The organism is Ignisphaera cupida, from assembly GCF_030186535.1.
GTDB classification, from domain to species: Archaea; Thermoproteota; Thermoprotei_A; order Sulfolobales; family Ignisphaeraceae; genus Ignisphaera; species Ignisphaera cupida.
Genome location: NZ_JASNVW010000007.1, coordinates 1 through 24,359, shown reverse-complemented (window position 1 = coordinate 24,359; position 24,359 = coordinate 1). Strand labels below are relative to the sequence as shown.

At 38.5% G+C, this 24,359-nt stretch carries 34 protein-coding genes and 1 pseudogene; 15 read left to right on the top strand and 20 right to left on the bottom strand.

Annotated features, from left to right (window positions below):
• Positions 1 to 36: 36 nt before the first annotated feature.
• Positions 37 to 633, bottom strand: a complete 597-nt coding sequence (pdxT, locus tag QPL79_RS08320) for a pyridoxal 5'-phosphate synthase glutaminase subunit PdxT (protein WP_285274351.1) — start codon at positions 631 to 633, stop codon at positions 37 to 39.
• Position 634: 1 nt separating this feature from the next.
• Complete coding sequence (pdxS, locus tag QPL79_RS08315) at positions 635 to 1,633, bottom strand: pyridoxal 5'-phosphate synthase lyase subunit PdxS (RefSeq protein ID WP_285274350.1); 999 nt, start codon at positions 1,631 to 1,633, stop codon at positions 635 to 637.
• 168 nt (positions 1,634 to 1,801) lie between these two features.
• On the opposite strand from pdxS, the gene nadA reads away from it, so the two are divergent.
• From nadA to QPL79_RS08300, 3 genes are read left to right on the top strand one after another with little or no spacing between them, the layout of a single operon-like run.
• Positions 1,802 to 2,731 (top strand): quinolinate synthase NadA, encoded by a 930-nt coding sequence (nadA, locus tag QPL79_RS08310; protein WP_350309104.1) that lies wholly within the window; start codon positions 1,802 to 1,804, stop codon positions 2,729 to 2,731.
• A complete protein-coding gene (gene nadC / locus QPL79_RS08305) occupies positions 2,719 to 3,576 on the top strand; it encodes a carboxylating nicotinate-nucleotide diphosphorylase (RefSeq protein WP_285274348.1) in 858 nt (285 codons plus the stop codon). The genes nadA and nadC overlap by 13 nt, the downstream gene beginning before the upstream one ends.
• A 5-nt stretch (positions 3,577 to 3,581) precedes the next feature.
• Positions 3,582 to 4,388 (top strand): aspartate dehydrogenase, encoded by an 807-nt coding sequence (locus tag QPL79_RS08300; RefSeq protein ID WP_285274386.1) that lies wholly within the window; start codon positions 3,582 to 3,584, stop codon positions 4,386 to 4,388.
• An 18-nt stretch (positions 4,389 to 4,406) separates the two neighbouring features.
• On the opposite strand, the gene QPL79_RS08295 is transcribed toward QPL79_RS08300, so the two are convergent.
• The 4 genes from QPL79_RS08295 to QPL79_RS08280 form a co-directional block, all read right to left on the bottom strand.
• Entirely contained in the window at positions 4,407 to 5,570 is a 1,164-nt protein-coding gene (locus QPL79_RS08295; protein ID WP_285274347.1) for a pyridoxal-phosphate dependent enzyme, read from the bottom strand.
• A gap of 61 nt (positions 5,571 to 5,631) precedes the next feature.
• Positions 5,632 to 5,853 (bottom strand): hypothetical protein, encoded by a 222-nt coding sequence (locus QPL79_RS08290; protein WP_285274346.1) that lies wholly within the window; start codon positions 5,851 to 5,853, stop codon positions 5,632 to 5,634.
• A 99-nt stretch (positions 5,854 to 5,952) separates the two neighbouring features.
• Positions 5,953 to 6,591 (bottom strand): ATP-binding protein, encoded by a 639-nt coding sequence (locus QPL79_RS08285; RefSeq protein WP_285274345.1) that lies wholly within the window; start codon positions 6,589 to 6,591, stop codon positions 5,953 to 5,955.
• Between the two features lie 71 nt (positions 6,592 to 6,662).
• Positions 6,663 to 7,739 carry an AAA family ATPase gene (locus tag QPL79_RS08280; RefSeq protein WP_285274344.1) on the bottom strand — a complete coding sequence of 359 codons (1,077 nt, stop codon included), beginning with the start codon at positions 7,737 to 7,739 and terminating at the stop codon, positions 6,663 to 6,665.
• A 333-nt stretch (positions 7,740 to 8,072) separates the two neighbouring features.
• Between QPL79_RS08280 and QPL79_RS08275 the strand changes: the two genes are divergently transcribed.
• The gene (locus QPL79_RS08275; protein ID WP_285274343.1) at positions 8,073 to 8,258 is read left to right on the top strand and encodes a hypothetical protein; all 186 of its coding nucleotides are present in this window, start codon (positions 8,073 to 8,075) and stop codon (positions 8,256 to 8,258) included.
• Positions 8,259 to 8,387: 129 nt separating this feature from the next.
• Here the strand turns inward: QPL79_RS08275 and QPL79_RS08270 are convergent, their stop codons facing one another.
• The 7 genes from QPL79_RS08270 to QPL79_RS08240 form a co-directional block, all read right to left on the bottom strand.
• Entirely contained in the window at positions 8,388 to 9,077 is a 690-nt protein-coding gene (locus QPL79_RS08270) for a cobalamin B12-binding domain-containing protein (protein WP_285274342.1), read from the bottom strand.
• A 12-nt stretch (positions 9,078 to 9,089) separates the two neighbouring features.
• Complete coding sequence (locus tag QPL79_RS08265) at positions 9,090 to 9,962, bottom strand: uroporphyrinogen decarboxylase family protein (RefSeq protein ID WP_285274341.1); 873 nt, start codon at positions 9,960 to 9,962, stop codon at positions 9,090 to 9,092.
• A gap of 111 nt (positions 9,963 to 10,073) precedes the next feature.
• Positions 10,074 to 10,355 carry a hypothetical protein gene (locus QPL79_RS08260; protein WP_285274340.1) on the bottom strand — a complete coding sequence of 94 codons (282 nt, stop codon included), beginning with the start codon at positions 10,353 to 10,355 and terminating at the stop codon, positions 10,074 to 10,076.
• Between the two features lie 183 nt (positions 10,356 to 10,538).
• Positions 10,539 to 10,889 (bottom strand): nucleotidyltransferase domain-containing protein, encoded by a 351-nt coding sequence (locus QPL79_RS08255; protein ID WP_285274339.1) that lies wholly within the window; start codon positions 10,887 to 10,889, stop codon positions 10,539 to 10,541.
• Positions 10,858 to 11,262, bottom strand: coding sequence for a HEPN domain-containing protein (locus QPL79_RS08250; RefSeq protein ID WP_285274338.1), 405 nt, complete (start codon positions 11,260 to 11,262; stop codon positions 10,858 to 10,860). The genes QPL79_RS08255 and QPL79_RS08250 overlap by 32 nt, the downstream gene beginning before the upstream one ends.
• Before the next feature lie 445 nt (positions 11,263 to 11,707).
• The gene (locus QPL79_RS08245) at positions 11,708 to 12,811 is read right to left on the bottom strand and encodes a uroporphyrinogen decarboxylase family protein (RefSeq protein WP_285274337.1); all 1,104 of its coding nucleotides are present in this window, start codon (positions 12,809 to 12,811) and stop codon (positions 11,708 to 11,710) included.
• A 14-nt stretch (positions 12,812 to 12,825) separates the two neighbouring features.
• The gene (locus tag QPL79_RS08240) at positions 12,826 to 13,482 is read right to left on the bottom strand and encodes a cobalamin B12-binding domain-containing protein (protein WP_285274336.1); all 657 of its coding nucleotides are present in this window, start codon (positions 13,480 to 13,482) and stop codon (positions 12,826 to 12,828) included.
• An 87-nt stretch (positions 13,483 to 13,569) separates the two neighbouring features.
• On the opposite strand from QPL79_RS08240, the gene QPL79_RS08235 reads away from it, so the two are divergent.
• Positions 13,570 to 13,761, top strand: coding sequence for a hypothetical protein (locus tag QPL79_RS08235; RefSeq protein ID WP_285274335.1), 192 nt, complete (start codon positions 13,570 to 13,572; stop codon positions 13,759 to 13,761).
• A gap of 122 nt (positions 13,762 to 13,883) precedes the next feature.
• Here the strand turns inward: QPL79_RS08235 and QPL79_RS08230 are convergent, their stop codons facing one another.
• On the bottom strand, positions 13,884 to 14,126 hold the full coding sequence (locus tag QPL79_RS08230; RefSeq protein WP_285274334.1) for a hypothetical protein: 243 nt from the start codon (positions 14,124 to 14,126) through the stop codon (positions 13,884 to 13,886).
• Positions 14,105 to 14,251: pseudogene (locus QPL79_RS08225) on the bottom strand (hypothetical protein); the annotation flags it as partial. The gene QPL79_RS08230 and the pseudogene QPL79_RS08225, both read right to left, overlap by 22 nt.
• 36 nt (positions 14,252 to 14,287) lie before the next feature.
• Between QPL79_RS08225 and QPL79_RS08220 the strand changes: the two are divergent.
• The 5 genes from QPL79_RS08220 (at position 14,288) to QPL79_RS08200 (ending at position 15,880) form a co-directional block, all read left to right on the top strand.
• Entirely contained in the window at positions 14,288 to 14,497 is a 210-nt protein-coding gene (locus QPL79_RS08220; protein ID WP_285274333.1) for a hypothetical protein, read from the top strand.
• 48 nt (positions 14,498 to 14,545) lie between these two features.
• Complete coding sequence (locus QPL79_RS08215) at positions 14,546 to 14,761, top strand: FAD-dependent oxidoreductase (protein WP_350309103.1); 216 nt, start codon at positions 14,546 to 14,548, stop codon at positions 14,759 to 14,761.
• Between the two features lie 17 nt (positions 14,762 to 14,778).
• Positions 14,779 to 15,156: an NAD(P)/FAD-dependent oxidoreductase gene (locus QPL79_RS08210; RefSeq protein WP_285274331.1), complete on the top strand. Its 378-nt coding sequence runs from the start codon at positions 14,779 to 14,781 to the stop codon at positions 15,154 to 15,156.
• Positions 15,157 to 15,330: 174 nt separating this feature from the next.
• Positions 15,331 to 15,477, top strand: coding sequence for a hypothetical protein (locus QPL79_RS08205; protein ID WP_285274330.1), 147 nt, complete (start codon positions 15,331 to 15,333; stop codon positions 15,475 to 15,477).
• On the top strand, positions 15,467 to 15,880 hold the full coding sequence (locus QPL79_RS08200; protein WP_285274329.1) for a hypothetical protein: 414 nt from the start codon (positions 15,467 to 15,469) through the stop codon (positions 15,878 to 15,880). Before QPL79_RS08205 ends, QPL79_RS08200 begins: the two co-directional genes overlap by 11 nt.
• Before the next feature lie 3 nt (positions 15,881 to 15,883).
• Here QPL79_RS08200 and QPL79_RS08195 read toward each other — a convergent pair whose 3' ends face one another.
• Positions 15,884 to 17,242, bottom strand: a complete 1,359-nt coding sequence (locus QPL79_RS08195; protein ID WP_285274328.1) for a hypothetical protein — start codon at positions 17,240 to 17,242, stop codon at positions 15,884 to 15,886.
• Between the two features lie 191 nt (positions 17,243 to 17,433).
• On the opposite strand from QPL79_RS08195, the gene QPL79_RS08190 reads away from it, so the two are divergent.
• From QPL79_RS08190 to QPL79_RS08175, 4 genes are all read left to right on the top strand, one after another.
• Entirely contained in the window at positions 17,434 to 17,751 is a 318-nt protein-coding gene (locus QPL79_RS08190; protein WP_285274327.1) for a transcriptional regulator, read from the top strand.
• Between the two features lie 21 nt (positions 17,752 to 17,772).
• Positions 17,773 to 18,960, top strand: coding sequence for an MFS transporter (locus QPL79_RS08185; RefSeq protein WP_285274326.1), 1,188 nt, complete (start codon positions 17,773 to 17,775; stop codon positions 18,958 to 18,960).
• Between the two features lie 210 nt (positions 18,961 to 19,170).
• Complete coding sequence (locus QPL79_RS08180) at positions 19,171 to 19,884, top strand: N-formylglutamate amidohydrolase (RefSeq protein ID WP_285274325.1); 714 nt, start codon at positions 19,171 to 19,173, stop codon at positions 19,882 to 19,884.
• Positions 19,885 to 19,900: 16 nt separating this feature from the next.
• Positions 19,901 to 20,770, top strand: coding sequence for a DUF2099 family protein (locus QPL79_RS08175; RefSeq protein WP_285274324.1), 870 nt, complete (start codon positions 19,901 to 19,903; stop codon positions 20,768 to 20,770).
• A 403-nt stretch (positions 20,771 to 21,173) separates the two neighbouring features.
• On the opposite strand, the gene QPL79_RS08170 is transcribed toward QPL79_RS08175, so the two are convergent.
• Positions 21,174 to 21,653 (bottom strand): PaREP1 family protein, encoded by a 480-nt coding sequence (locus QPL79_RS08170; RefSeq protein ID WP_285274323.1) that lies wholly within the window; start codon positions 21,651 to 21,653, stop codon positions 21,174 to 21,176.
• Positions 21,654 to 21,786: 133 nt separating this feature from the next.
• Positions 21,787 to 22,098, bottom strand: coding sequence for a hypothetical protein (locus tag QPL79_RS08165; protein WP_285274322.1), 312 nt, complete (start codon positions 22,096 to 22,098; stop codon positions 21,787 to 21,789).
• A gap of 455 nt (positions 22,099 to 22,553) precedes the next feature.
• On the opposite strand from QPL79_RS08165, the gene QPL79_RS08160 reads away from it, so the two are divergent.
• The gene (locus tag QPL79_RS08160) at positions 22,554 to 23,204 is read left to right on the top strand and encodes an MBL fold metallo-hydrolase (protein WP_285274321.1); all 651 of its coding nucleotides are present in this window, start codon (positions 22,554 to 22,556) and stop codon (positions 23,202 to 23,204) included.
• Here QPL79_RS08160 and QPL79_RS08155 read toward each other — a convergent pair.
• Together QPL79_RS08155 and QPL79_RS08150 are read right to left on the bottom strand one after the other, a co-directional pair.
• Positions 23,201 to 24,031, bottom strand: a complete 831-nt coding sequence (locus tag QPL79_RS08155; protein WP_285274320.1) for a putative CRISPR-associated protein — start codon at positions 24,029 to 24,031, stop codon at positions 23,201 to 23,203. The genes QPL79_RS08160 and QPL79_RS08155 overlap by 4 nt on opposite strands.
• Positions 24,032 to 24,169: 138 nt before the next feature.
• A partial coding sequence (locus tag QPL79_RS08150) for a hypothetical protein (protein ID WP_285274319.1) occupies positions 24,170 to 24,359 on the bottom strand: 190 nt, incomplete at its 5' end.

Sequence of the window (24,359 nt, the reverse complement as noted above, 5' to 3'; positions counted from 1 at the left end):
TTTAGAATTTGGCAGGGAATTGGGGGATAGAAAAAACTATTTCTTGATTAGGTTGAGGAAGTAGCTATAAACCTTTTTCTCTTGAGTTATTTCTGGGTGGAATGTTAGTGCAAGCATGTTGTTTTGAATTGCTGCTGCACCTGCTTTACCTATTGCTGGATGCTCTACATATCCTATGATTTTTGCGTTGTTCCATGCGTTTAAAATTGCTGGTGCTCTTATGAATGCTGCTCTAACCTCTCCTAAGCTATCTATCCACAGAGTTGTTTCAAAGGATTCTCTTTGTCTTCCAAATGCATTTCTCAGTATGCTAATGTCCATAAGCTTTAGTGTGAACTGATTTGTTATGCCAACAACCCTATCTCTAACCTCCTTCGCCAGTATTATTGCACCTGCACATGTACCCATCACGGGCTTGCCCTCATCAACAAATCTTTGTATGTGTGGCCCAAGGTTTTTGTATTCTATGAGCTTTCCAATTGTTGTTGACTCTCCACCTGGTATTATAAGAGCATCAACTTTTTCTAAGTCGCTATGTTTTTTAATGTACACGGGGGTTGCGTTCAACTCTTTCAATATCTCTGCATGTTCTAGAAAATCCCCTTGCAAAGCAAGTATCCCAACCGAAACCACTTTACTCACCCCTTACCTGAAGAAGCTGCTCGGGTTTGAGTGTTCTAATGTCTATTCCCATCATGCTTTGCTTTTCAGAAACCATTTTCTGAGCCTCAACAACTGTTTCCGGGTCATCGTAAAATGCTGTTGCAAGCACTATTGCCTTGGCTCTAGCAGCTGGATCACCGCTTTTGAAAATACCAGATCCCACAAACACTCCATCTGCTCCAAGCCATCTCATAAGAGCTGCATCAGCAGGTGTTGCAATACCTCCAGCAGCAAAGTTCACTACAGGTAGTCTACCAAGCTTAGCTGTTAACAATGCTAGTTCATATGGCACTTTATTCTCTTTGCAGTAAACCCATATAGCTTCGTAATCACCGTTAAGATAGTATCCTCTAAGCATTGAGATATCGCGATTCACAAGCTTTATATGCTTAACAGCTTCAGCAACATTACCTGTGCCAGCCTCGCCCTTTGTTCTAATCATTGATGCACCCTCATATATTCTTCTCAAAGCCTCTGGAAGGTTTCTAGCACCATTAACAAATGGTGTTCTAAACAACCACTTATCTATGTGAGCTTTTTCATCAACTGGTGTAAGAACCTCGCTTTCATCTATCAAATCAACGCCAATTTCCTCAAGAAGCTTCGCTTCCTCAACATGGCCAATTCTACACTTGGCGGAAACAGGAATTGTCACAGCATTCATAACACTTTCAATAACCTTTAAATCAGCTGTTCTTGCAACACCACCAGACATTCTCACATCGTAGGGAAGCTTATCCAAAACCATTACACCAACAGCACCAGCATCCTCAGCAATCTCAGCTTGCTCAGCATTTGTAACATCCATAATAACACCACCTTTAAACATTGATATAAAGCCATATCTAACAAGTGGAGTAGCTGTTTCAATCCACATACCAGATTCCTTAGCACGATCCCTCAACTCCAAAAGCGCGTAAATCAAGTTGTAAAGCTTTTCAAGATATTCATACGAGTCAACAAGTTTCATTGAATCACCAAAGACTATACAAGGGCTTTAGAGACATAGGCTTTGTGGAACGTTCACTAGCTTTTGCTTTAGCGATTTTGTTAAATTGTAATTAAACGGTTGTTTAAAACTTATATGGTTAGGCATTTTCTGAACTTTTGTGTAAAACACAGGTGAAAATTTGTGGACGTGGAAATTGTTTCAAGAATTGAGAAACTCAAAAAAGAATTAAATGCTATTATCCTTGCTCATAACTATCAACCTCCACAAGTTCAGGATATTGCTGATTTTGTTGGTGATAGCTTAGAGCTTTCGATAAAGGCTATGCAAAGCAATGCAAAGGTTATTGTTTTTGCTGGAGTCGATTTCATGGCTGAACAAGCAGCTGTTTTGAATGAGAACTCTACTGTTCTTCACCCAGAACCTGATGCTAAATGCCCCATGGCTTCAATGATTAGTGTTGAGGATGTTGAGAAGGCTGTGAGGAAATATCCAGGAGCCCCCGTGGTTATGTATGTTAACAGTCCAGCAGCTGTCAAGGCCTTGGCCAACTACGTTGTTACAAGTGCTAATGCTGTTAACCTTGTGAAGGCACTTGACTCTGAGACAATTATATTTGGGCCTGATAAGCATCTTGCAGAGTATGTTGCTGAGAAAACAGGTAAGAATGTTGTTGCTGTTCCTGAGCATGGGCACTGCCCAGTTCATGTAAAGTTTAGCTTAGAGGAAATCACATGCTTAAAGTCCATTTACAGAAACTGTGTGTTTATAGCTCATCCAGAGTGTCCAAGAGCTGTTAGAAGCCAGGCTGATTTTGTTGGAAGCACTAGTCAAATGATTGAATTTGTGAAGAGAAGCAGTGCTAGAACATTTCTTGTGGGTACTGAAGTTGGGATAATATATAGAATGGCTAAGGAGGCTAGGGAGAAGGTGTTTATACCTGCTTCAACAAAAGCCATATGCGATGATATGAAGAAAATAACTTTGGAGAAGATTCTCTCAAGCCTTGTTAGCAAATCCTATGTTATGAAAATTGATAGGGCTGTAGCTGAAAAGGTTAGAAAAGCTATTGAAAACACATTCGATGTTCTGGGGGTTTCAAGGCCGTGGAGGAAATAGTTTTTAAAAAGTTTCTTCAGTTTCTCGAGGAGGATGCACCTTTTTGGGATATAACAACAGAGGTTTTGATACTGAAAAATGTTGTTGTAAAAGCTCAAGTTGTTGCCAAGGAGAGTGGTGTTGTTGCTTGTTTAGATGATGTTGTAGCTGTGCTTAAAAGGTTTGGTCTTACTGTTAAATCTTTTACTTGTGATGGCTGTTTCATTGAAAGAGGCTCTGTGGTTCTCGAGGTTGTTGGTGAGGCTAGAACAATTCTCTACCTTGAAAGGATTATACTAAACATATTAATGCATTGCAGCGGCGTGGCAACAGCTGTTAGAAGCCTTGTTGAAAAGGTTAGGAAAGTTAATAGCAGGGTTAGAGTAGCTGCAACGAGAAAGACTCTGCCTGGGCTTAGATACTTTGAGAAGAAAGCTGTTGAGATAGGTGGTGGAGATACCCACAGGTTTTCTCTAAGCGATGCCATTTTGATTAAGGATAACCACATTAAGATTGTTGAAGGTGTTGCAAAAGCTGTTAAAATTGCTAAAAGCAGTGCTAGTTTTGTTCACAAGATTGAGGTTGAGGTGAGAAGTGTTGAGGAGGCTGTTGAGGCTGCTGAAGCAGGTGCAGACATAATAATGTTTGATAATATGAGTCCCAATGATGTTGAGAAAGCTATTGAAGAACTTAGGAAACGTGGTTTGAGAGACAGGGTTTTGATTGAGGTTTCTGGTGGAATAACCTATGAAAATATTGATGAGTATGCCAAGCTGGATGTTGATGTGATAAGCTGTGGCTGGGTAACGCTATCCAGTAAAGCTATTGACATGAGTTTAGATATTGTTGAGGTGATTAAGAATTGAGGAAAGTGGCAATAATTGGTTGTGGAGCCATAGGATCTGTGCTTATCGAAGCTATTGCTAGAGGTGTTGTGAAATGCAAGCTTGTTGCTCTAATGGATATTGCTTCTGAGAAGTGTAGCAGCATCTCATCTATGCATAGTCTAGAGGGTGTTGCTATATGCAGTGATTTGGATTGCTTGTTAAAAGCCTCACCAACTCTAGTTGTTGAAGCTGCTTCTCAAGAGGCTGTGAAAATGTATGTTCCTAGAGTTCTTGAGATGGGGATAGATGTTGTTGTTCTTAGTGTTGGTGCGTTGCTTGATGAGAAGCTGATTAGTGAAATAAGAAAGGTTATGGGTTTGTCAAAAGCCAGAGTCTATATACCATCTGGTGCTATAGCTGGCTTAGATGCTGTAAAGGCTTTGTCTCTAACTGGAATCGATAGAGTTGTTCTGAAAACAACAAAGAATATAAGATCATTTGACAGAAACACGCTTAGGAAACTAGGTGTAGATGTGGAGAATGTGAAAACAAAAACACTGATATACTCTGGCAAGGCATCGGAAGCAGTTAAGCTGTTTCCAGCAAACATAAACGTTGTTGCAGCACTTGCTTTAGCATCTGGGGTAGAGCCAAATGTTGAGATATATGCTGATCCAATGGCTATGCATAACATTCATGAGATAATTGTTGAGGGTAAGGCATCAAAGATTTTCATAAGAGTTGAGAATGTTCCTCATACACAAAACCCAAGAACAAGCTACTTAGCAGCACTATCCGCTGCAACGCTTCTTAAGAAGCTGTGCGAAGAGGGGGTGGAGGTCGGTACATAGCTATAGCTATGAACATGTCTAGCAAAGTTTATACACTTTTGTTTTTCTCATACCCTTTGACACCACGTCAAAGCATATTTCGTTTGCTAGCTCCATGCTTTTAAGAGCTTTGTACACAGCTCTCAATGTGTAAACAGGTTTTGTTTTCCATATCTCATAGGCTGTCAAAGGTCTTTTTTCCTGAAGCAGAACCTCTATGATCATTCTCTTAACATTGCTACTTCTAGTTGAAAGTGTTTTGAATCCCATTGTTAGAACAGCTACAGCCTTCCCAAAATTCTCAGCAACATAAATGCTTAGAGCAGATAAGGGCTTTGTGTTAAATCCTTTGCTAATCACATTCTTCAAAGCTTCATATGCTTCTCCATCCCCAATTTCAACAACCTTAACATCTCTAACACCAGCAAGGTAACTGGGGCTAGAGTTCTTTAGAGACACAGCCACAATCTCGTAGTTAATGTCTATGCCGCTTTCCCTAAGCTCATTCAACCCCTTCAAAATTGATAAAGCAAGCAAACCAGTTTCACTTGGAACAACAATTCTCTCAGCAGATACCCCGGATTCGTATATTTCAAATGCAATTGTTTTTAAACCCTCTATAGTCAAAGGATTTGCGTAGCGCACAAAAGGCTTTTCCTCATTATCAATATTGAAAGACACTTCAATGTTTTTAGAAGCTAGAAAGAGAATATCGTCAATATCCATAAAATTCATTCCCAAGGCAACAACTCTGCATTGCATGTTCTGGCTTTGGGCATAGCGAACAAGAGACTTTGTAAAATCTCTTTCATACAAGCTTGTGAATAAGCTCCATCCACAGCTCTTGATATAGGATATTATAACAGCTGATGCTCTATCAGCATAGGAACCAGTTGGGTTGAAGCGCTCATTCTTAATCCACACAGAACCAAATTTGCTAATAGGTGTTAAACCCTCGCCAAGAGAAATCCTTTCTGGTATGCTTGGTAAAAGCGATGAGTATCTCCAAACCCCTCTACCCATCAGATCAACTCTAAAAACATTATTACTGTGATTAACACCCAAAACACTTCCACACCTGGGGCAAAGAGAGATGCTAAGCAAATCAGATACAAGTTTTTCATATCCACAACTAAGACACTTAACCCTGTACCTCTCGCCATGTTCAGTCATTGCAAAAACCTTTGTGCATAACCTAGCCAATTATCTATAGCACAAACATTTTAAAGTTTGAAGTAGCTATAGCTAAACACAACTCTCGAAACTATTTTGCGAATAGCTTAACTGCTTGTTTGTATGCTGGTATTTGCCAAGCCCACTCCTCTCCAATGCCAAGCCCAATGCTTTTCTCTGGCTGCAAGCCAATTGCAGAGCCTCTTCTAAGCTCTATCATAAGATTCATCTCCTCTAGCTTCTCAGCTGATAACCAATCCGAGTCAGGATCTTCTGCAAGCTGCAAAACCTTGTCTTTTCCAATTGTATGCAAAGCTCTGCGAATTCTATCCTCATATATTTTCGCAATCCATTTATCGATGCTCCATCCAAGTCTTGCTAAATCTATGACTGCACGCGGGTTTCCCCCTGTTCACATCCAAATTTCTTCAACATCTATATGCGGGTTTAGCTGCTCAACAAATTCCTCAAAACCTCTTCTAGGAAGATTCCACATCATGTGTATAGACACGTATGTGTGTTTAGATAGAATCCTCTTTGAAATTCCCTCAGATGTTGTTAGAACTATGGCTGTGTTAGAAACTCTGTACTTCTCATGTAGATAGCCAATCCATTCATACAAAGACTTTGTATATCTATAAACATCATCAAGAATAACAACAACATTTCTATTCTCAATACCAACACCCTGAGCAAACCTGCTAACAACCCTCATAACAGCTCTGGCTATTGAAGCACCTAAAGGAACTGAGATTAGATTCTGCACAAAATCAATTATTTCTCTATGCGATGAAAACAAGGCTTTTTCAACATCAAAACCCTCCAAAGCATCTACATAAACAACAACTGTGTCTCCATAGCTTCTCAACTCCCTAGCCACAAACCTAAGAAGAGATGTTTTGCCACATCCCTCTGGACCGTAGATAACAAAAGGAAATACAGTACCCCTAAACACAACTTCTCTAAGCTGTGAAAACTCCTTCTCCCCGTCAACAAAACTCACAACCCTATCAAGCTCCTCAATATGAATAGTGTAACTAGATTCTTTCAATGCATTACTACCTCACTACTTTCAATTTCATTTAGTGGAGGTTTTCACATTTTCTCAATATAAAATATGTTTTACAGTGTTTTAGCTGCTTCTCTTGTTATTGGATCTAGAAAGTTGTTTTCATCATCTATTATTGTGTGGTTTCTTAGTGTGTGTAGTATTTCATGCAAAACTCTATCGCTAATTGTTTTCCCCTCAGCATTTTCTAGCATTTGTTTTAGTTTTCCCCACTCCCTAACTCCCTGGGCTAGAAGTCTCAGAACCTTTCTATACCTTTCTCTACTTACTCTATACATGAGGAAGTTCTCAAGCTCCTTCCTAGCTAACTCAACAGCTTCTCTCCATATATCATCAACTAATCTGTTTTGGAATACCCTTAGATAGCCGTAGTATGTTAGCCAACCTATCACACCATCAAGTTTGTTTACAACCATCTCAATTTCATCCATTGGCACTCTATACCCGAGTTCGCTAAAGCCTTTCTCAAGAAAATTCATTGACTCTTCTCTGCTAAGCCTCCTTGTCTTCACCTCTAGAAATGCTCTGCCATATAGTGGTGCCTCAGGATCTCTAAACCACTTGTATAGAACATTCATTTCAGATCCGCTAACAATAAAAGATAGATTCTTTAAATGGTCATAGGAATAAGCAATAGCGTTTTGCAAAGCCCTTGCAAAAACCCCTGTAAACAGCTGGGCCTCGTCAAACACTATGATTATTTTGAGGTTGTGCTCCTCAGCAGCTTCATTCAAAGCTGTAAATATTTGTGTTAGCAATGGCCTGTCTCTACCCCAGCTAAACTCTATGCTAACACCCATCACAGAAACACCTTTGATTATCTTCAAAAACCTTAGCAAAGAATCACGAAAACCACTAAACCTAGATGCTTTAGCCATGAAATCTGAAAAACCTGTAGAAATCGCAGTATACAAATCTCTCCAAGACCTTGAAACAGATCTTGCATCAACAAATATGTATGGCTTTCCACTCTCCTCTAAAACAGTTAGAATAAGAGATGTTTTACCAGTTCTCCTCAAACCAGTAACAACAACAAGAGGCTCACCCAAAAACCTACTCAACATGTTGAACTCCTCATTAAAATCATACAAATCTTTTCTACACCTCTTAGGCTTTGGATCAAAAAGCATGCTTCCACACCGAAAGCCACTTCCACAGCGAAAGATATAAACCTAACCAAAAATTAAAACAAAATGCCTAAACACCAACAACACAATGTTAAAAATGTATCATTAACTTCTTTGCAATCCTCATGCTGTATTAACAATTTGTTAATGCAGAAAAGTCTTTAAATAAGGTGTTGCAGCATTGCGGTAAATAGTTCAAAAGCTTTAATTAGCTGTGGTTCTAAGTTTTGTATAGGCGTAGTTTCAATGGGTGTTTAGAGAGTTTATGGTTTAGCTCTATGCATATTACTACTGCTTTCACCACTACCTGTAGTTGCTTCAGCTGTGAATTCTGGGATGGTGCTAGTAGATGTTGTGGCTAATAATATCGATGTTTTTAACAAGGCTTTGAACATGGCCATGTCCAGTGGTAGAGTTATCTACGTGTTTCCAGAGGTTTTGGGTTTTGCAGCGCTCATCCCAATGAACATCTTTCAATTCCATTTGTGGATTCCTTTAATGTTTAATATATTTTTGTGTTGAAGTAGTATAGAAACTTTTTAGCTTGTTAGGCCAAGGCAATAGCAATGATCATAAAACATTAGTGATGATGTTAAATCATTGAAATAACACAAGCATTGCGCTATATTAGCAAGATCTATAGCTTTATTTTTATTGGATTGAAAGAGGGCATGGGTATAACGAGGTATTACATGTTTTCCTAAGCTCCTCCACTAGTTTCTTGCATATTTCCACTGCTTTATATGCGTTTTCACCATATGCATCTGCTCCAATTGATTTTGCAAATTCCTCTGTTATTGGTGCTCCACCAACAATAATCTTCACCTTGTCTCTCAAACCCTCTTTCTTGAGAGCATCTATAACATCTTTCATGTGAATCATTGTTGATGTTAGTAAAGCACTCATACCAACAATATCTGGGTTGTACTGCTTAACAGCTTCAACAAATTTCTCAACTGGAACATCTACTTCAAGATCAATAACCTCAAAACCGTTTGCCTCTAAAAATGTTTTCACAAGATTCTTTCCAATGTCGTGAATATCTCCATAGACAGTACCTATAACAACTCTTCCAATAGGCTTAACCTCTTTTCTAAGCTCTAAAATCTTTGGCTTAACAATATTCATAGCCTCATTAAATATTTCTGCAGATACTATCAAATCCGAAACAAAGTACTCACCCCTTTCATACTTTTCACCAACAACTCTCATACCCTCTGCAAGAGCATCTATAACACTTCTAACATCAAATTTTTCAATAGCTTCTTTAACAAATTTTATAATGTTATCCATATCTAAATTGGCTAGGGAATCAACAATAGAATTCAAAACGTTGCTCATCTTCAATTACCTTTAGCTAGCTCTTATTGGGTATTTACCATATTTATAAGCTGTTTCAAACATTGCAACAATGTTTTCTGGTGGTGTTGGTGGCTGAATATTGTGTACTGATGCAAAAACGAATCCACCGCCAGGAGCAAATATCTTGATCAACTTCTTAACATGCTCAACAACCTCATCAGGTTTTGCAAATGGTAAAACATGTTGGGTATCCGCGCCACCACCCCAGAATGTTACTTGCTCACCATAATCCCTCTTAAGCTTCTCAGGGTCCATACCCTTAGCAGATATTTGAACAGGGTTAATAGCATCTATACCAGCATCAATAAGCTCTTTAATTATTGGGTATATAGAGCCGCAGCTATGGAAATATATAAACATTTTACTTCTTCTCTTAACAATACTAAACAACTCTTCAAATCTATGCTTATAAAACTCTCTAAAAATTTCAACACTAATTTGAGGACCCTCCTCAGTACCAAAATCATCACCAAAAGCAATAACTTGAACATAGTCTTTTAGTGTAGAAACAATGTTCTCTACATTGTATTTGAGAATCTCCATCATTTGATCCAGTATTGCCTCGGCTAATGGCTTTCTGACTCTTAGATCTGCTAACCACTTTGCCCAGCCCCTAAGCCCCTGACCCCACTCATGAAAACCCATTGCGCATCCTCCCAAATATGCATATCCTGAGAAGAATAGTAGAGCGTAATCCGTGTTTTTGTATAGCCACTCAGCACGCTTTTTAAGAAACTCCAGATGCTCTGTAGAGATTTTGGCACTGCTCCAATCATAGTTTTTAACATCGCTAACACTATTTATATCGCCAAGCGGGGGTTTAACTCTGTTAAAACCCTCAAAATAATATCCCTTCTTAGGCATAAACCCTATGACATTTCCATTCCAGTATGCAACATACCTATTCTCCTCCTCAACAATGTTTATTTTATCCGGTATTTCAACTTCAAAACCACATCTATGAACCCACTTCTTCTACTTGAAAAAAGGTATTTCTATAGGGGCACAAGGATCAAGAACTCTATTAATATTAATTACATCAACTTGGAAAAGCCTCAAAATTTCTGCTTCAACTTCAGCTAATTGTTGACCAAAATCAATTACTTTAATAGGTTTAACAAATAAATTCAAAGTCTTTCTCAACTCGTTATATACACATACATGAACACCGGTAGTGAGCGTAGCACCAAAGTCTATTGGCACTCTATCAGGCTCCTCATGCTTCAAAGCTAAAACAACTCTTTCACGTGGAATCAACTATAGCACCTAAATTATCTTTATGTTTTTCATAAAGATAAAAATTTAACGTTTTGCAAAGTTGTCTCCTTAATCCAAAAAGCCATATCTCTAATATTTTGAAAGTGAGTTGAATAAGAATAGAAGTTTGAAGTATATACAAATCTTGGTTAAGGGATTAAAATATGATCTCGGTAAATGGAATTAGGAGGTGTAAACAACTATGCCTTTTTCAATTGCTTGTATATAGAATTCATTGCCTCTCTTAATAGCTTCTTCAAGTTCTTTTTCCGAAACTATTGTTATTTCCACATCAACATCTTTTATTGAGTGCATGAGAAATCTCTCCATATTCTCTCTCATTTCCTTGACTACTACAAGAACATCTATATCGCTTAACCCTCTCACAAACTTGTCCTCAGCTAGAGATCCTGTTATTACTATCTTTAGTGGTTTATATGTTTTTGCAATGTTTTCAAGTAGCTGGGTTAGCTCCTCAGTCAAATCTCTAACATTTTCTTTGCTAAGAATCTGTCTCAATGGTTCTCTTAACAAAGTTTATCACCTCATAAGCAATTCTAACAGCTTCCTCAGCATCACTTCTTGAATAGTGCTTGTGTGGAGGTAGAGATGGCCATGCACTTGGATATCTCGTGGGTATGTAGTATCTATCAAGTTTGCTAGCCAACTTCGCAAGATCGCTGGGCAGAGCTATTCTAGATGAGATTTCGTTTATGAGAGCAGCAACGCTGTGGGTATGTCTATAAACACCAAGTTTTTTGATTAAAAGGGCCTTCAAAGCTTTTTCAACAGCTTGATGAGAAAAGAAACAAGCTTTGCTCCACTTACCCATTTCAAGCAGTATCTGAGCAGCTTCAAAATCATCAATAGCTTCTTCAAACCAATCCCTATACCTATCAAAACTCATTAAAAGCATCACTCAAGTCAAAGCTTTTTCTGCTTTAACACTTCTACCAGCTATTCCCAGCTATTCTAATACTAGCGTTTCCCCACTCACGGTACTTTTAATTGGTTTCAATCACTTTTAACTCCGTGGGTGGGGTTGGCCCTAGGCTTGGGTTCACCAGCTTCACCCAAGCCTCATGGGACCCTGTCGAGCCCAACGCCACAAGGCTCCCATCTGCAACTCTTACTCTCTCACCCCCTCTCACCGCATAGCGGATCACAGAGGATTTCTTATCAAGTAAATAGAAGCAATCAAAAGCATTTAAATTTATCGCTAATCGAAAACAGCCTTATTAGCAGCATTAATAAGCTATGAACACTGTTTGCAAAAATTGGAGGGTTTGGGGGTTGTAGTAATTTACTAGTACAGCTACAGGTTTTTGAATTTGAGTAGCATTGTCATGGTTTTATGGATGGTGCTTTTCCAGCCACTCTCTTTTTCTCTCTATGTAGTACAGGTAGTTTTTGTATGAAACCTCTGGAGGTACTCTATGATCTACTGTTGGTATGTATCCACCTTCCTCAAGCAGTGGAGTTAGTCTCTCAAGTTCTTTATCAATAGCTTTTTCACCTGCTATCAAAGCCATTTTGTCTACACCACCCATGAGAAGAATCTTTTCGCCATATTCTCTTCTGAGTTTATATGGATCTACATACCTTGCCTCAAGTGGGAACATGCAGTTTACCCCGCCATCGAGCCAGCCAGGTACAAGAAGCTCTATATTCCCATCGCAATCAACAACAACTATCTTAACCCCATAGGCGTTTAAAAGTTTTGTTATTCTCTTGTATCTTGGCACAATATATTTTTCGAAGAGCTTGGGGGAGATTAGAGGGCCTTTGTTATAGGCTATATCCTCCCAAAACCACGCCATATCAGGTACAACATCTCTTAACACAACATCTAGTATTTTAACAACTAGATCAGCTATTGTATCAACCATTTCCTCAACCCAGTCAGGGTCTCTGTAAAAAGCTTTTGACAAGCCCTCTATCCCCATCCAATCTCTTAGCCACCCAACTAAGCTACCAACAAATATTCTCAATGGGTAGTCCCTATTCCTATACTTTTCAACAATATCGCTCCAATTTAGAGAAATTCTACCAGGTGTTTCGAAATCGAGAAACCTTTTAATCTTCTTCCAATCATCTTTACTTCTAATTGGGAATCTGATGTAGTGTGGTACTGCAGAAACATACTTCTTTCTAACATAGATTCCTCCAAGCCCATCAGCAACAACCTCCTTATCGTCTTCCTCCCTCAAAACAAATTCTATTGGCGGAGGCCACAAGCCAACTACTACAGGTATGCTCTCTAAACTCTCAATACCTTCTAGACCAAGGTATTTCTCAACATCCTTATCAGATTTGATGTGCTGTGGAAGACCCTCGTTATGCCATCTATCTATTGTTTCTTTCCAATACCCAAACTCGTAGTTAGGTACTCTATCAACACTTTGAAAACTGAAAACCCTTAGAAGACGCTCTCTATGTGTAAGAGGTTTGTGCATAGCCCATCACCTAATCATCTATTCTGTTTTGCTTTTTCCTCAACCCACTTTCTACATATGAGAGCACCTTCAAATGCGTCTACACCACCAGCATCAGCACCAACACTTTCTACAAACTCTTTCGATACAGCAGCACCACCAATAATCACCTTAACCTTGTCTCTAAGACCATGCTCTTTAAGAGCCTTCATAGTTTTCTCAATTGATGATAGCGCAGTTGTTATAAGTGCTGACATTGCAACTATGTCTGGGTTGTACTGCTTTATTGCATCAACAAATTTTTGTGGAGGTACATCAACACCAAGATCAATAACCTCAAAACCCATAGACTTTGAAAACATTATGAAAAGATTTTTGCCAATATCATGAAGATCCCCCTCAACAGTTCCAACAACAATTCTACCAATAAACTGGCGTTGGCTACTAGGTATATGCAATTCAAACACTTCAAAACACTCCTTAACAATTTCACCAGCCATTATAAGTTCAGACAAGAAGTACTCACCCTCCTCATACTTCTTACCAACAACTTCAAGAGCTTTTGTCACAACACCAATAACATCCTGAATATTTACACCAAACCCAATGGCTTCTTCACAATATTGTTTAACAGACTCAAGATTCACAATACCACTATACATCTTATTTAAAACATTGCTTCGAGAATCCAACTACTAACACCTCAACAAACACAAATGTTTAAACAACATAAACCTTTAAGTTTTCTTGGCATATCATTTTCATTAGGGTGGAGAAACATGAAGTGGTATTACTGGCTTGTCACGGCAATATTCATTGCCCTAGGCATTTCAACTCTAGTACCAGCACTAGCAAAGAAGCCAAATCTCATTGGATACTACTCACACTGCACATTCACACCAATAAGCACATTGATTTGCTGGATAATAGCAGGATTTGTTTACTGGATTGGGAAGAAGAAAAGTAAATAGGGTTGGGTTAAGGTAAAAACAATTTTATTTTTTATCAATTACTTCTCAATATCTAAGCACAAGGTCTTTGGTTAAAGCTTTGAAATAATTTCTTGACATAACTGTGTTTTGTTTTGGCAAAACTAGTTGAACTCTTTAGACAAATCCTCAATACTTTTTACAAGCTCTTCGTGTTTTCCATGACCTATTCTCTTTTCCTCTATTTCCTCAAATTCTTCAACAAGCTTTGCATCATCATCTTCATTTAGAAACTGCAGTGCTATTTGGAATAAAATGTTGTCTTCTATCCAAATGTGATTTCTTAGAAGCTGAATATAGCCAGTTCCGTTTTCAATAATATCTCTTAGCCCAGTTTCAATACCCATATAAAGCTTTTAACCCCTTCCTCCAATCCTCTAATATATTCTCTGCCAATGTTGTGTTCTTCAAGCATAACCCCTATAGGGCCACCTTCTCTTGGAACCCCCTTCTCTTCTAGCATAGGAAATAGAGCGTTTTCCTCGCTGGTTTAACAGCAGCTATTTACTTGGCTAGATTTGATTTAAAGACCATTATTGTTACAAAGGATCTTGGAGGTAAAATGGCTGTTGCTCCTCTTGTTGATGACCATCCTGGCATTCCTGATGTTCCTGGTAATGAACTTGTCAATCTCTTTGAAAAACATGTTAGAAAATATGGTGTTGAAATAGTTGTTGGCAATCCTATGGAGAATCTAAGGAGAAGCAATGATCTTTGATGTGTTGAGACTGTTAATGGCGATGTTTTTTGTGGTTATGCTGTTGTAATTGCTATTGGATGTGAGAAGAGGAAGCTTGGTGTTCCTGGCGAGGATAGGTTGATTGGAAGAGGTGTTTCCTATTGTGCTGTTTGCGATGCTCCTTTCTTTAGAGATAGAGTTGTTGGTGGAGGAGACTCAGCTTTGGGTAGTGCTCTTCACCTAACCTCCTTTGCTAGAAAAGTCTATGTTATTCACAGAAGAAATGTTTTAAAGCATTTCTAATTTACGTAGAGAAGGTTTTGAATAATCCAAAAATTGAACCAATTCTAAACACAGTTGTTACCAAGATCATTGGAAGCAGCAAGGTAGAGGCAATAAAAATTAAAAATGTTAACACAGGGGAGGAGAGAATTATCAACGTTGACGGGATTTTCATAGAAATTGAATCTCAACCACCTGTAGAATTGTTAAAGAAAATTGGTTTAGAACTTGATGAAAATGGGTACATAGCTGTGAAACCAGATGTGAGCACAAACCTGCCAGGAGTTTTTGCAGCAGGTGATGTTGCTGGCAGACCACACAAAGTGAGATTTGAACAAATAGTTGTTGCAGTGGCTGAAGGGGCTATAGCAGCAAATTCAGCATATCACTACATTCTAAAGGTTAAGAAAATCTAGCAATAATTCAAAGAAACTCTACAATTTTTCAACTCATTGGATAAAAATGTTTTGCAGGTAATTGCAAAAAACATAGGTTTGGTAGGTACTTGATTCAGCAATATAGAATTGAGTAGGATAAATTTATTAGCTTAGTGACGTGGGTTTAAAACGGAATTCAAAGGTGTTGTTTAGGTGGGTTTAAAAGTTGTTATAGATAAGGAGTTGTTTGATGCTATTGTTAGTGGCAAGGTAAAGATTTTGAGAAATAAGAGGTTAAAGTATGGAAGGTATAGAATTGTCAGAGTTTTAGTGCCTAAGGGTGTGTCTAGTGGTTGTTAGAGTGTGGATAAGGATTGTTGATAGAGATACAGGTAGAAATAAGGTTTTGAGGGTATTGGTTAATGGTGGTGCTGAAAGTGATGAGCCTGTGGTTGTTGTTGATAAAAGTGTTGCTGAGGAGCTTGGACTGTCTTTAGAGGATATGGATATAGTTGAGGTTGAGTTAGCATCTACGGTTACACATAATTATATCTCTAGAAAGAAGTATCTTGTTGAGCTACTTGATGAAAGGGGAAGAGTTCTATCATCAGTTTATGCATATATAGCTGTTGATCCACATTTAATAGAACCGCTTATTACTGATGCAACAATAGATGAACTAGGTATTGTTGTGATAAGCTTTAAGAAGGGGCTGTGGAGACACTCATTAGATTCTCCAAATATTGTTAGGGAAAGCGCTTAGCCATTACCTGATTTGCTCAATGTTTTCTCGTGTCAAGCTCTCAATTCTTTTCCTCAAAGCATCTACAAATTGTGATAGCATTTCCAGTGTGTCTATGGTTGTAAGAGACTTGTTTTCTAGTAGAATTGCCAAAACCTTTTTCACAACTCTATCCACATTTCCCTCCTTCAATGCCTTTTCAAGTTCACCAGTCTTTATATCTGCATCTTCTCTAAACTCTGTTACTGTTTTCGCTATTTCCCATGCAGCAGAAGAGTACATGTCTTCACGTAGATTCTGCAACAATTTCCTCGTAGATTCTACAGCAGCTTCCACACCATCTATTGCACTAGCAATTCTTTGATCAACAATCTTTTTAAGCTCATGGCCAAGCCCATCAACAACAAGTATAGCTGCAGACTTTGCGTTGTTGAGATACTTCACATTCATTGCTTCTGGATATGCATCAGACTCTAGCTCTATTATCAATGGGTTTTCCAAATCACCTGTGTCAACATATGCGAAATATGATCTTACATCAAGCTTTCTAGAAACATCTCTGTATAGATCTGATAGTTTCTTTGGTTCAACAGATTCTGGAACTCTATAGTTTAGAAGCTCTCCTGTTTCTCTCCACGTGTACAGCTTTCCACTTGGGTCTCTAGCCATTAGAGCATATAGCTTGTATCTCCTATAGTCATCTCCAAGCGGGTATGGAGGTTTTGTCACAGCTGGTTCTGGTCCTTCTAAAACAAATGTTATTGTCCAACCCCTGAACTTGTCTAAAACACTGTAGAGATTCTCTTCCTCAGCTATTCTATGAGCAACATAAACATATGGATTAGCTATGCTTTCAAATGGTTCAGAAACAAGCTTTCCTCTATCAAAATACATGTTGTGTAAAACATATCTTGTTGCAAAAACCCATTTCCCAAGCAATGGATTGTAATATGCTGTTATTTGCCAACCATCAACTCTTTTAGAAACCTCTCTAGGTGTTACAAAACCAAACTTCTCCTCGCTAACATCAGATGACTTTGCATAGCTAAGAGCCTTTGGAATTGGGTATGCAACAACCTCTACAGGTTTATCGTCTTTGAAAAGAATTATTGTTCCAGTTAAATGCATTGAAAGTGGAAAAGCTTTGAAAGGAACTTTCTGACTCCATGTATACAAACAAAGCTTTTCATGGTCAAAACCAGCACATCTCTTCTCAACATATCTACCAAAAACCTGCTTATACCTATCCAAAACAACACTAAGCTTTTTAGTTGGCTGACCAAGTAGCTCACCAACACTCCTCACCTCCTCCTCAGATGGCTCAAAACCCTCATGCAAAACCCTATAAACAAATTTCTCAACAACATAAACTCTGTTGGCCATGGCTCACCACAACTACTTTCACACTAAAAAGGCTAAAAACATTGAATTAAACATGGGTAGAAACCATATGCAAAACAACATATGTGTATAAAAAACAACTTCTTTTAACACTATAACACAGCGAATTAGTGTTGTTTCACAACCTGTGCTAATAACACAATTTAACAAAATCTTGAATTGGTGTTTTCAAAATGTTTGAAGAGCTTTATGAGAGTATTAGAGAGAGAATTGCGAAGTTTTTAGAGAGTTCTGAGGAGCCTGTTTCAGCTGAGAAAATAGCAAATGTTTTTGATTTAGATGTAAAAGATGTTTATATTCATTTGGAGCATATTGCTAAAAGCATTAGGAGGGAGAGTGGTAATAGAAAAGCTCTTTTAATGACACCACCAAGGTGTAGAAAATGTGGCTATGTTTTCAAGGATCTTGAAAAACCTAAGAAGCCTTCTAAATGCCCAAGGTGCAAAAGTGAGTGGATCGAACCTCCAAAATTCATTGTGAGAAGTTTGTAGTGATTTTTGCGGTGGTTTGCTTTGGAGAAATCAAAACTGTTTTTGCTTATAGTTCTACTTATAGACTCTTTTCTCTGGGGTGTTTGGTTTGGTGGTTTGTGGAGTTATAGACTTGCTTTTGCATCTAGATTGTCTAGTGACTACATACACATTTCTATTTCCTATGCACTTCCACTATTCTCATCATCAATTGTTTTTCTTGTTGCGATGAGGAAACAGCTGTTTTTTAGGCTTTACAGACTTGCCTTGTTTAAACTATCAATTCTCTTCTCAAGAATGCTATTCCTTGTTTCATCAATTCTGGTAACAATAAATGTTTTTGATGCTCTAAAGCTTTTGTATGTATCATCAGCTATATTCTCATTGGCTAGTGGTTTTGGAAGTATTGCTGGAGTTGCTTGGACTGATTATGTAGCTGATAACATTCCAGATAATTTGAAGCATAGATATGTTGCTTTAGATAGTTTGCTTGGTACTATAGGTGCTTTGGCCGGATCTTCAATAGCTGGATACATATTTGCTTTTGAAAAGAGCTTGCTCTCCTATGGAAAACTGTTTCTAGTGGTATCAACAATCTTTTTACTTGACACACCACTAATTATTATGCTGAAAGACTATGCAGTTAAAGCAAATACTGTAAATGTGTATTCAAATGCTAAACCAGCAACACTATTCTACATAGCTATAGCAATTCTATTCCTATCACTCAACCTACCAACATCTCTCACAGCACCATACATAATCTACAAACTTGGAGGAGACGAGCTTTGGATAACAGCCATGAACATATCAACTTTTGTTGCAAGTATTGCAACACCTATTGCATTTAGTGAAATACTTAAAAAGGTAAAGCCATTGACACTTGCAAGAATATCAATAGCCTTATCAGCTACATCAACAGCAATTTTCCCACAGCTAAAAACAGTTGAGCTTCAAGTTGCAAGAGCTTTTGCATCTGGTGCTGGGGGAATAGGAGTGTGGATGTCACTACTAAGCCACATAATATCCGAAGTGGATTCAGATAAGAGAATAGGGCACAGCTCCACAATATATCTAATACAAAATATTGCCCCAGCAATAGCAACAAGCATTGGAGGAGCACTAGCAGATATCTTGAAAAATCCAGAACCAGTATTCTACATATCATCCATGGCAATAGCCTCAATACCAATGATAAAAACATATGAACATCAAAACAAGAATAAATAGTGTTTTTAACCCTTAAGAAAAATGTTTTTAGATTAGATGATGTGGATTGGTCTTTGATGAAAGGTGATTGGGGGAGCGATAACTGATTCTCTACAAGCACATAGCCACAGTCTTTTCCACAACCATCGTGTTTCCAAAGAAAGTTGAAGACAAAGCTATTAAAATGATTTAAAATTTTGCTTTTAACTTTTGTTTTCATGGTGTAGCAAATTGAGTTTCGATTCTTTGGATGGTTTCATAGTTGTTGAGGGTAGTTACCCACTTCTAATCACAGCTTTGCATGGTTTTGGAACAGATATGTATAAACATGTTGTAAAGGTTTTGAGGAAATGCTTAAGGCGTTTGGGCTATGACAAACTGTTTGGTTTTTATAATGAGCTTGGCCATTTTCTTAGATATGGGTCTGCAGTTGATTTGTTTACATGGGAAATTGCGTACAAGGTTGCTGTTTCTGAAAATGCATGGGCTGTTTTACCAACTTTGAGTAAGGTTGATTTTGTTGATGGTCTTGCAATGCCTGATTATAATCTCAATAAGTGGTATGCTGAAAAATCTCCTTTTTGGCTTTTTGTAGAAGATGTTGTGAGAAGATATGGGGTTAGAGTGGTTGTGGATATTCATGGAATGAAGAATGTTTCTAAGTGGCCAGATATATGCATATCGACAAGAGGCTTCTCATCAGCTTCTAAACAACTTGCAGAAATCATTGCAAATGTTTTTAGAAGCTACAAACTCAAAACAGCTTTTGACTATCCATTTTTTGGAGGAGCATTCATAGCATATTTTGGTAAACCACCACAGGTAGAGGCTTTGGCTATAGAGATTAAGAGAAGTCTAAGATTCTACAAATCCAATATACCTGCTATAGTGAGAGAAGCTGTGAAAGCTGTTAAGAAATATATTGAGATGCAAAACTCTTTGTGATTTTGGTGCAAAGCTGTTGAGATTTCACGAAGCCCTTGTCATGGGCTCTGTGGTTAGAATCTATGAAAATGGTTTTGTTGAGGTTGTTGAGAAGCCGAGGAATCTTTTTTGCCCATATATGCTGAGAGTTTATGGGGTTAGGAAAAGCTGTGAAGATGTTGTTGAACATGTTGTGAAGCTTAAAATGGTTGTGTTTGGTTTGTTCACATCTAGAAGAGGGTTTGTTACAAGCAAAGTTGTTTCTTTTGGCACATCAGAAATTGTTTCGTGGGGTATGGAAAAAGGTTTTTTCGATTGCGCAGTTGTTGTTTGTGATGGTGCTGGAACTGTTGTTGCCAAGAAATCAGAGCTTGTTCAAGGTATTGGAGCTGTTATGAATGGTCTTCTCAAAACATATCCAATTTCAGAAGTGATTAAAACTGTTGAGGATATGGGTGGAGTTGTTTTGGATAAGGAAAATGCTTTAATTGATCAAGTGAAAGGTGTTTCGAAAGCTGCTGAAATTGGATGTAGAAAAGTTGCTGTTAGTGTTATTGGTGCTAGATGCTGGGAGATTTCAGAGGTGAGAGAAGCTGAGAAAAAGCTGGGAATAGATGTAACAGTGTTTTCAACATGCAACACACTAGCAAAGCAAGAGTGCATAACCCACATGGAGAAAGCAGACTATGTTTGTACAAGTGCAAATGAGATGATTAGAAAGGCTTTAGCTGAAAAAGCTTTGATGCAACTAGGTGTAACAATACCTGTGTACATAATGTCTAGAAAAATGAAGGATATCATATTGGAGTATTTGAAGGAGCTAGACGAAAAGCTTTTGATAAGAAGAGTGAAGCTTCCATACGAAGAAAAGTATACAGCAACGTGTAGCAATTGTGAATGGCTATAACCACTCACTAAAACCTTCACCCCATCCCCAATGCCAATACCATTACAAAGCAGTGTCGCCACAATTTCTCTGCCAATGATATTAACTGCTCTTGTGCTAAGTCCTGTCACAACCTCTCACTACAGCTATTTGGGCTACGCTTAGAGGATCTAGCTTCGCCAAACCTTTGTTATTTCCGCCAAAGCGATGCCATTGCCAAGTGTGAGACTGTTAGTGTGGAGAAGCTGCATACCCAATATGGCACATTCTCAAGAACCGTCTTACCCCCTTATGAACTTTAGCTAAAAGAAGCATAAGCTTCACTTACTCAATGAACTTGATCAAGCATGGGAAGTGCAATACGAAGAATTGAAAGAAGTGAGTTTCTACTGCTATAAGCTTTTAGAAGCTTAGAGAAGGTGTGTTAGGTGTTTGTGTTCAGAAGCTTGCTTACCAGCTCTAAATACCTTCTCGCTTTCTCTATTAGAGGCCTGTGCTCCTCCTCCTCATAGAAGAACCCGTAGAAAACACCGCCATGGAGCCTATCCCTAACATCTATGAAGTAGTCTGCAAGCTCCTCAGCCTCCCTCTCGCTGAGCCCCACCCTTGTAAACACCTCTCCAACAAACCTCCTCCAGCTAACGCCGTGGGAAGGCCTAGTAGTACCGTGGTACTTCAGCGCAAGAGCCTCAGTAGCACTCTTAACAGAAGCCCAAACCTTCTCAGCCGCGTCGTGAACATAACCCTTTTCAAGCAACTCAAAGGCCTCGTTAAGATAACTTCTAGCTATAAACATTAATCTGCTTATGTTTGTTTGCTCCTCTTTCAATTCCATTTTTGGGTTCCAGTTACGAAACTTGCACAACCAGTTTATAAACCTGGCGGCCATCACTTTCAATTTCATCTATTGGATTCACAATGCTGAGACATGTAGGAAATGGGTTCTTGGGATTGTAGACTTTCAATTCCATTTATTGGATTCTTCCGAATCAAAACAATGACAAAGAGCAATAGATGAAAAATGTTTTTCACATGAACTAGTTTCTCACAAGCATGTTTACATTGCTCAAAATGCTGCTTATCTTTATACCTACGAAGAAGTCTCCGTCAATTGTTACTTCTCTTCCTCTCCAAACCAAAACAACTTTGCCAGCGTGTATAACTGGATCTGCATGTGGCTTTTCACACTCTCCTCTGCATGCATAGCTCATTAAAATGTTTGCAAGCTCTTCTACGCATCTAAATGGCTTGACAACTCCAAAAACCTCATCAACAAACAAGTTGTTGTCTAGGTCTATGACAATGGCTCTTCTAATGATGTCCTCAGCTCTTATAACAATTTCAATCATTTTGCCACCTCAAATGCTGAAACCAGTTTTCTTTGCAATCTCAACTTTCAATTCCATTTATTGGATTCAAAAACCCATCGCCCATCAAACAATTGAAAGATGTGCACACATAACTTTCAATTCCATTTATTGGATTCTTGGTTTAGAAAATGATGTTTGTAAAAAAGCCTTTTAGAATTTGTTAAGCTATTTTGGTTTTGCAATGTTGATTTGTTGAATAGGTTTTATGTGCCTGTTTTGGAATAGAATTTGTTTGGTGTCAAAAATTTGTTGAGGAGATTGAGGTTGAGGGTAGGAAGATAGTGTTGCCCGATGTTATAATAGGCTCTGGAACCATGGGCAAATACGGAATTGTGTTGGATCCAAGAGAGGGGGTTAAGCTTGTTGGTACGCATCTACTCATCTAACCAAAGCTTTAATAGTTTTTCAACATTCTTTGTTTTTGGTTGCTTCAAATGATTGTTGTAAAAGCATTTGTTTTGGGTGTGCTTAAAACGAGTACCTATGTTGTTTACGATGATTTATCCAAAGATGCTTTTATTGTTGATCCTGGTGACAAGTCATTTGATGTTGTGAGTTTTGTGACTAGCAAGGGTTTGAGGGTTAGAGCTGTTGTGGCTACTCATGGCCACTTCGACCATGTTCTAGGTGTTGATTTTCTGAGGAGTGCTCTTGGTGCTGAGTTTTATATGCATAGTGATGATGTTTGGGTTGCTTATTGGAGTGCTGAGCTTGCTAGGAGGTGGGGCATTGAGGTGGGGAGTATTCCAAAGCCAGACAAGACGCTTTGTGGTGGTGATGTTCTTGAGCTTGGCTCTATAAAAATTGGTGTTGTTCACACACCTGGTCATAGCCCAGGATCAACATCTCTGTATGTAGAATCCATCAAAACACTTTTCACAGGTGATACACTGTTTAGAGAAGCTGTTGGTAGAACTGATCTGCTTGGAGGATCCGAGGAGATGCTTAGGCAAAGCATAAAAAGAATATTCACATTTTTTCCACCTGAAACAGTTGTTTACCCTGGTCACGGCCCATTCACAACGCTTGGTCATGAGTATGAGAGAAACATGTTTGTTAGAATGTTTCTTGGTTTGCAAACCTAGCTCTTCTTAACAAGGTGTTTTATCCACGGTCTTAGAACCACCTCCTCACCCCTGATAACAACAACGCCTTTGTCAATGTATTCTCTAAGCTTTGAATAACCCAGTGCACTAACAAATGCGTTTATGTGTATAGAGCTTTCCTCTCCAAAAACCTTTAGCAACGGCTCTATCTCATCTCTCCTAATAGCTATTGGTAGAGAGGGTATCACAACTGGGTAGTCAAAGCTCTCATGAATGTATATAGCTGCGTCAACGCCCATAAGCATAGATGCTAGAACAACAAATGCTGATTCTGCTTTGAATCCAGGTGTAGCGTTTATGTATATTCTCATGCCCCTCAACCTTCTCTCTTGAATAATACTAGAAATCTTATCCAATAGCTCGACAAGACCATTGTCAAACTCCTCAACACTGCCAATCCTACTCAACTCAATTGCAACAGGCTTTGGAAAACCAAGCTCCTGAAAAGCCTTCACAAGAACGTTTGAAACAAGAGCAGCTGTACATGTTTTTGTGTAAAGCAAAACTATTTCAACATCATCAAACCTGTGGCCAAAAACCCTCTGAATACCCAAAACACCATTGACCTCAGCACAGCTCCTCTCCCTCTGACCAACAACAAAACCAATCAAATCATTAACCAACTCCCCATCACTCAAAGCGCTACAGACAGAGCCATGAGGAAACACATTCCTCTCATCAGATGGCGATAACCTGTGCCACTCCCCAAAATCGCTATACCTAGACAAATACCTAGACCCAAACAACCTGCTAAAGTTGCTCAAAAGCGAAGTGCCAACAGGAGATATGTAGCAAACACCAGCCAAACAAAACCACCACAAAACAAAAAACAAAAACAGCAAATATAAACACTTACAACCTAAACAAAGGCTCTGATCATTGAGACAAGATACTTTCAATTCCATTTAATGGATTCTACCAGCTCCACGATGCATATTTCTTGTTCATGAAACCGTTCCTTTCAATTCCATTTGATGGATTCCATGCACAGACGAGGAGAGGATTTTGAAAACAGTTGCTGAAGCTATCCTTTCAATTCCATTTAATGGATTCCCAGAACGATATAACAAATATTTTGCATATTTTGTATTGTTTTTGCTATTGTTTCTACTTTCAATTCCATTTAATGGATTC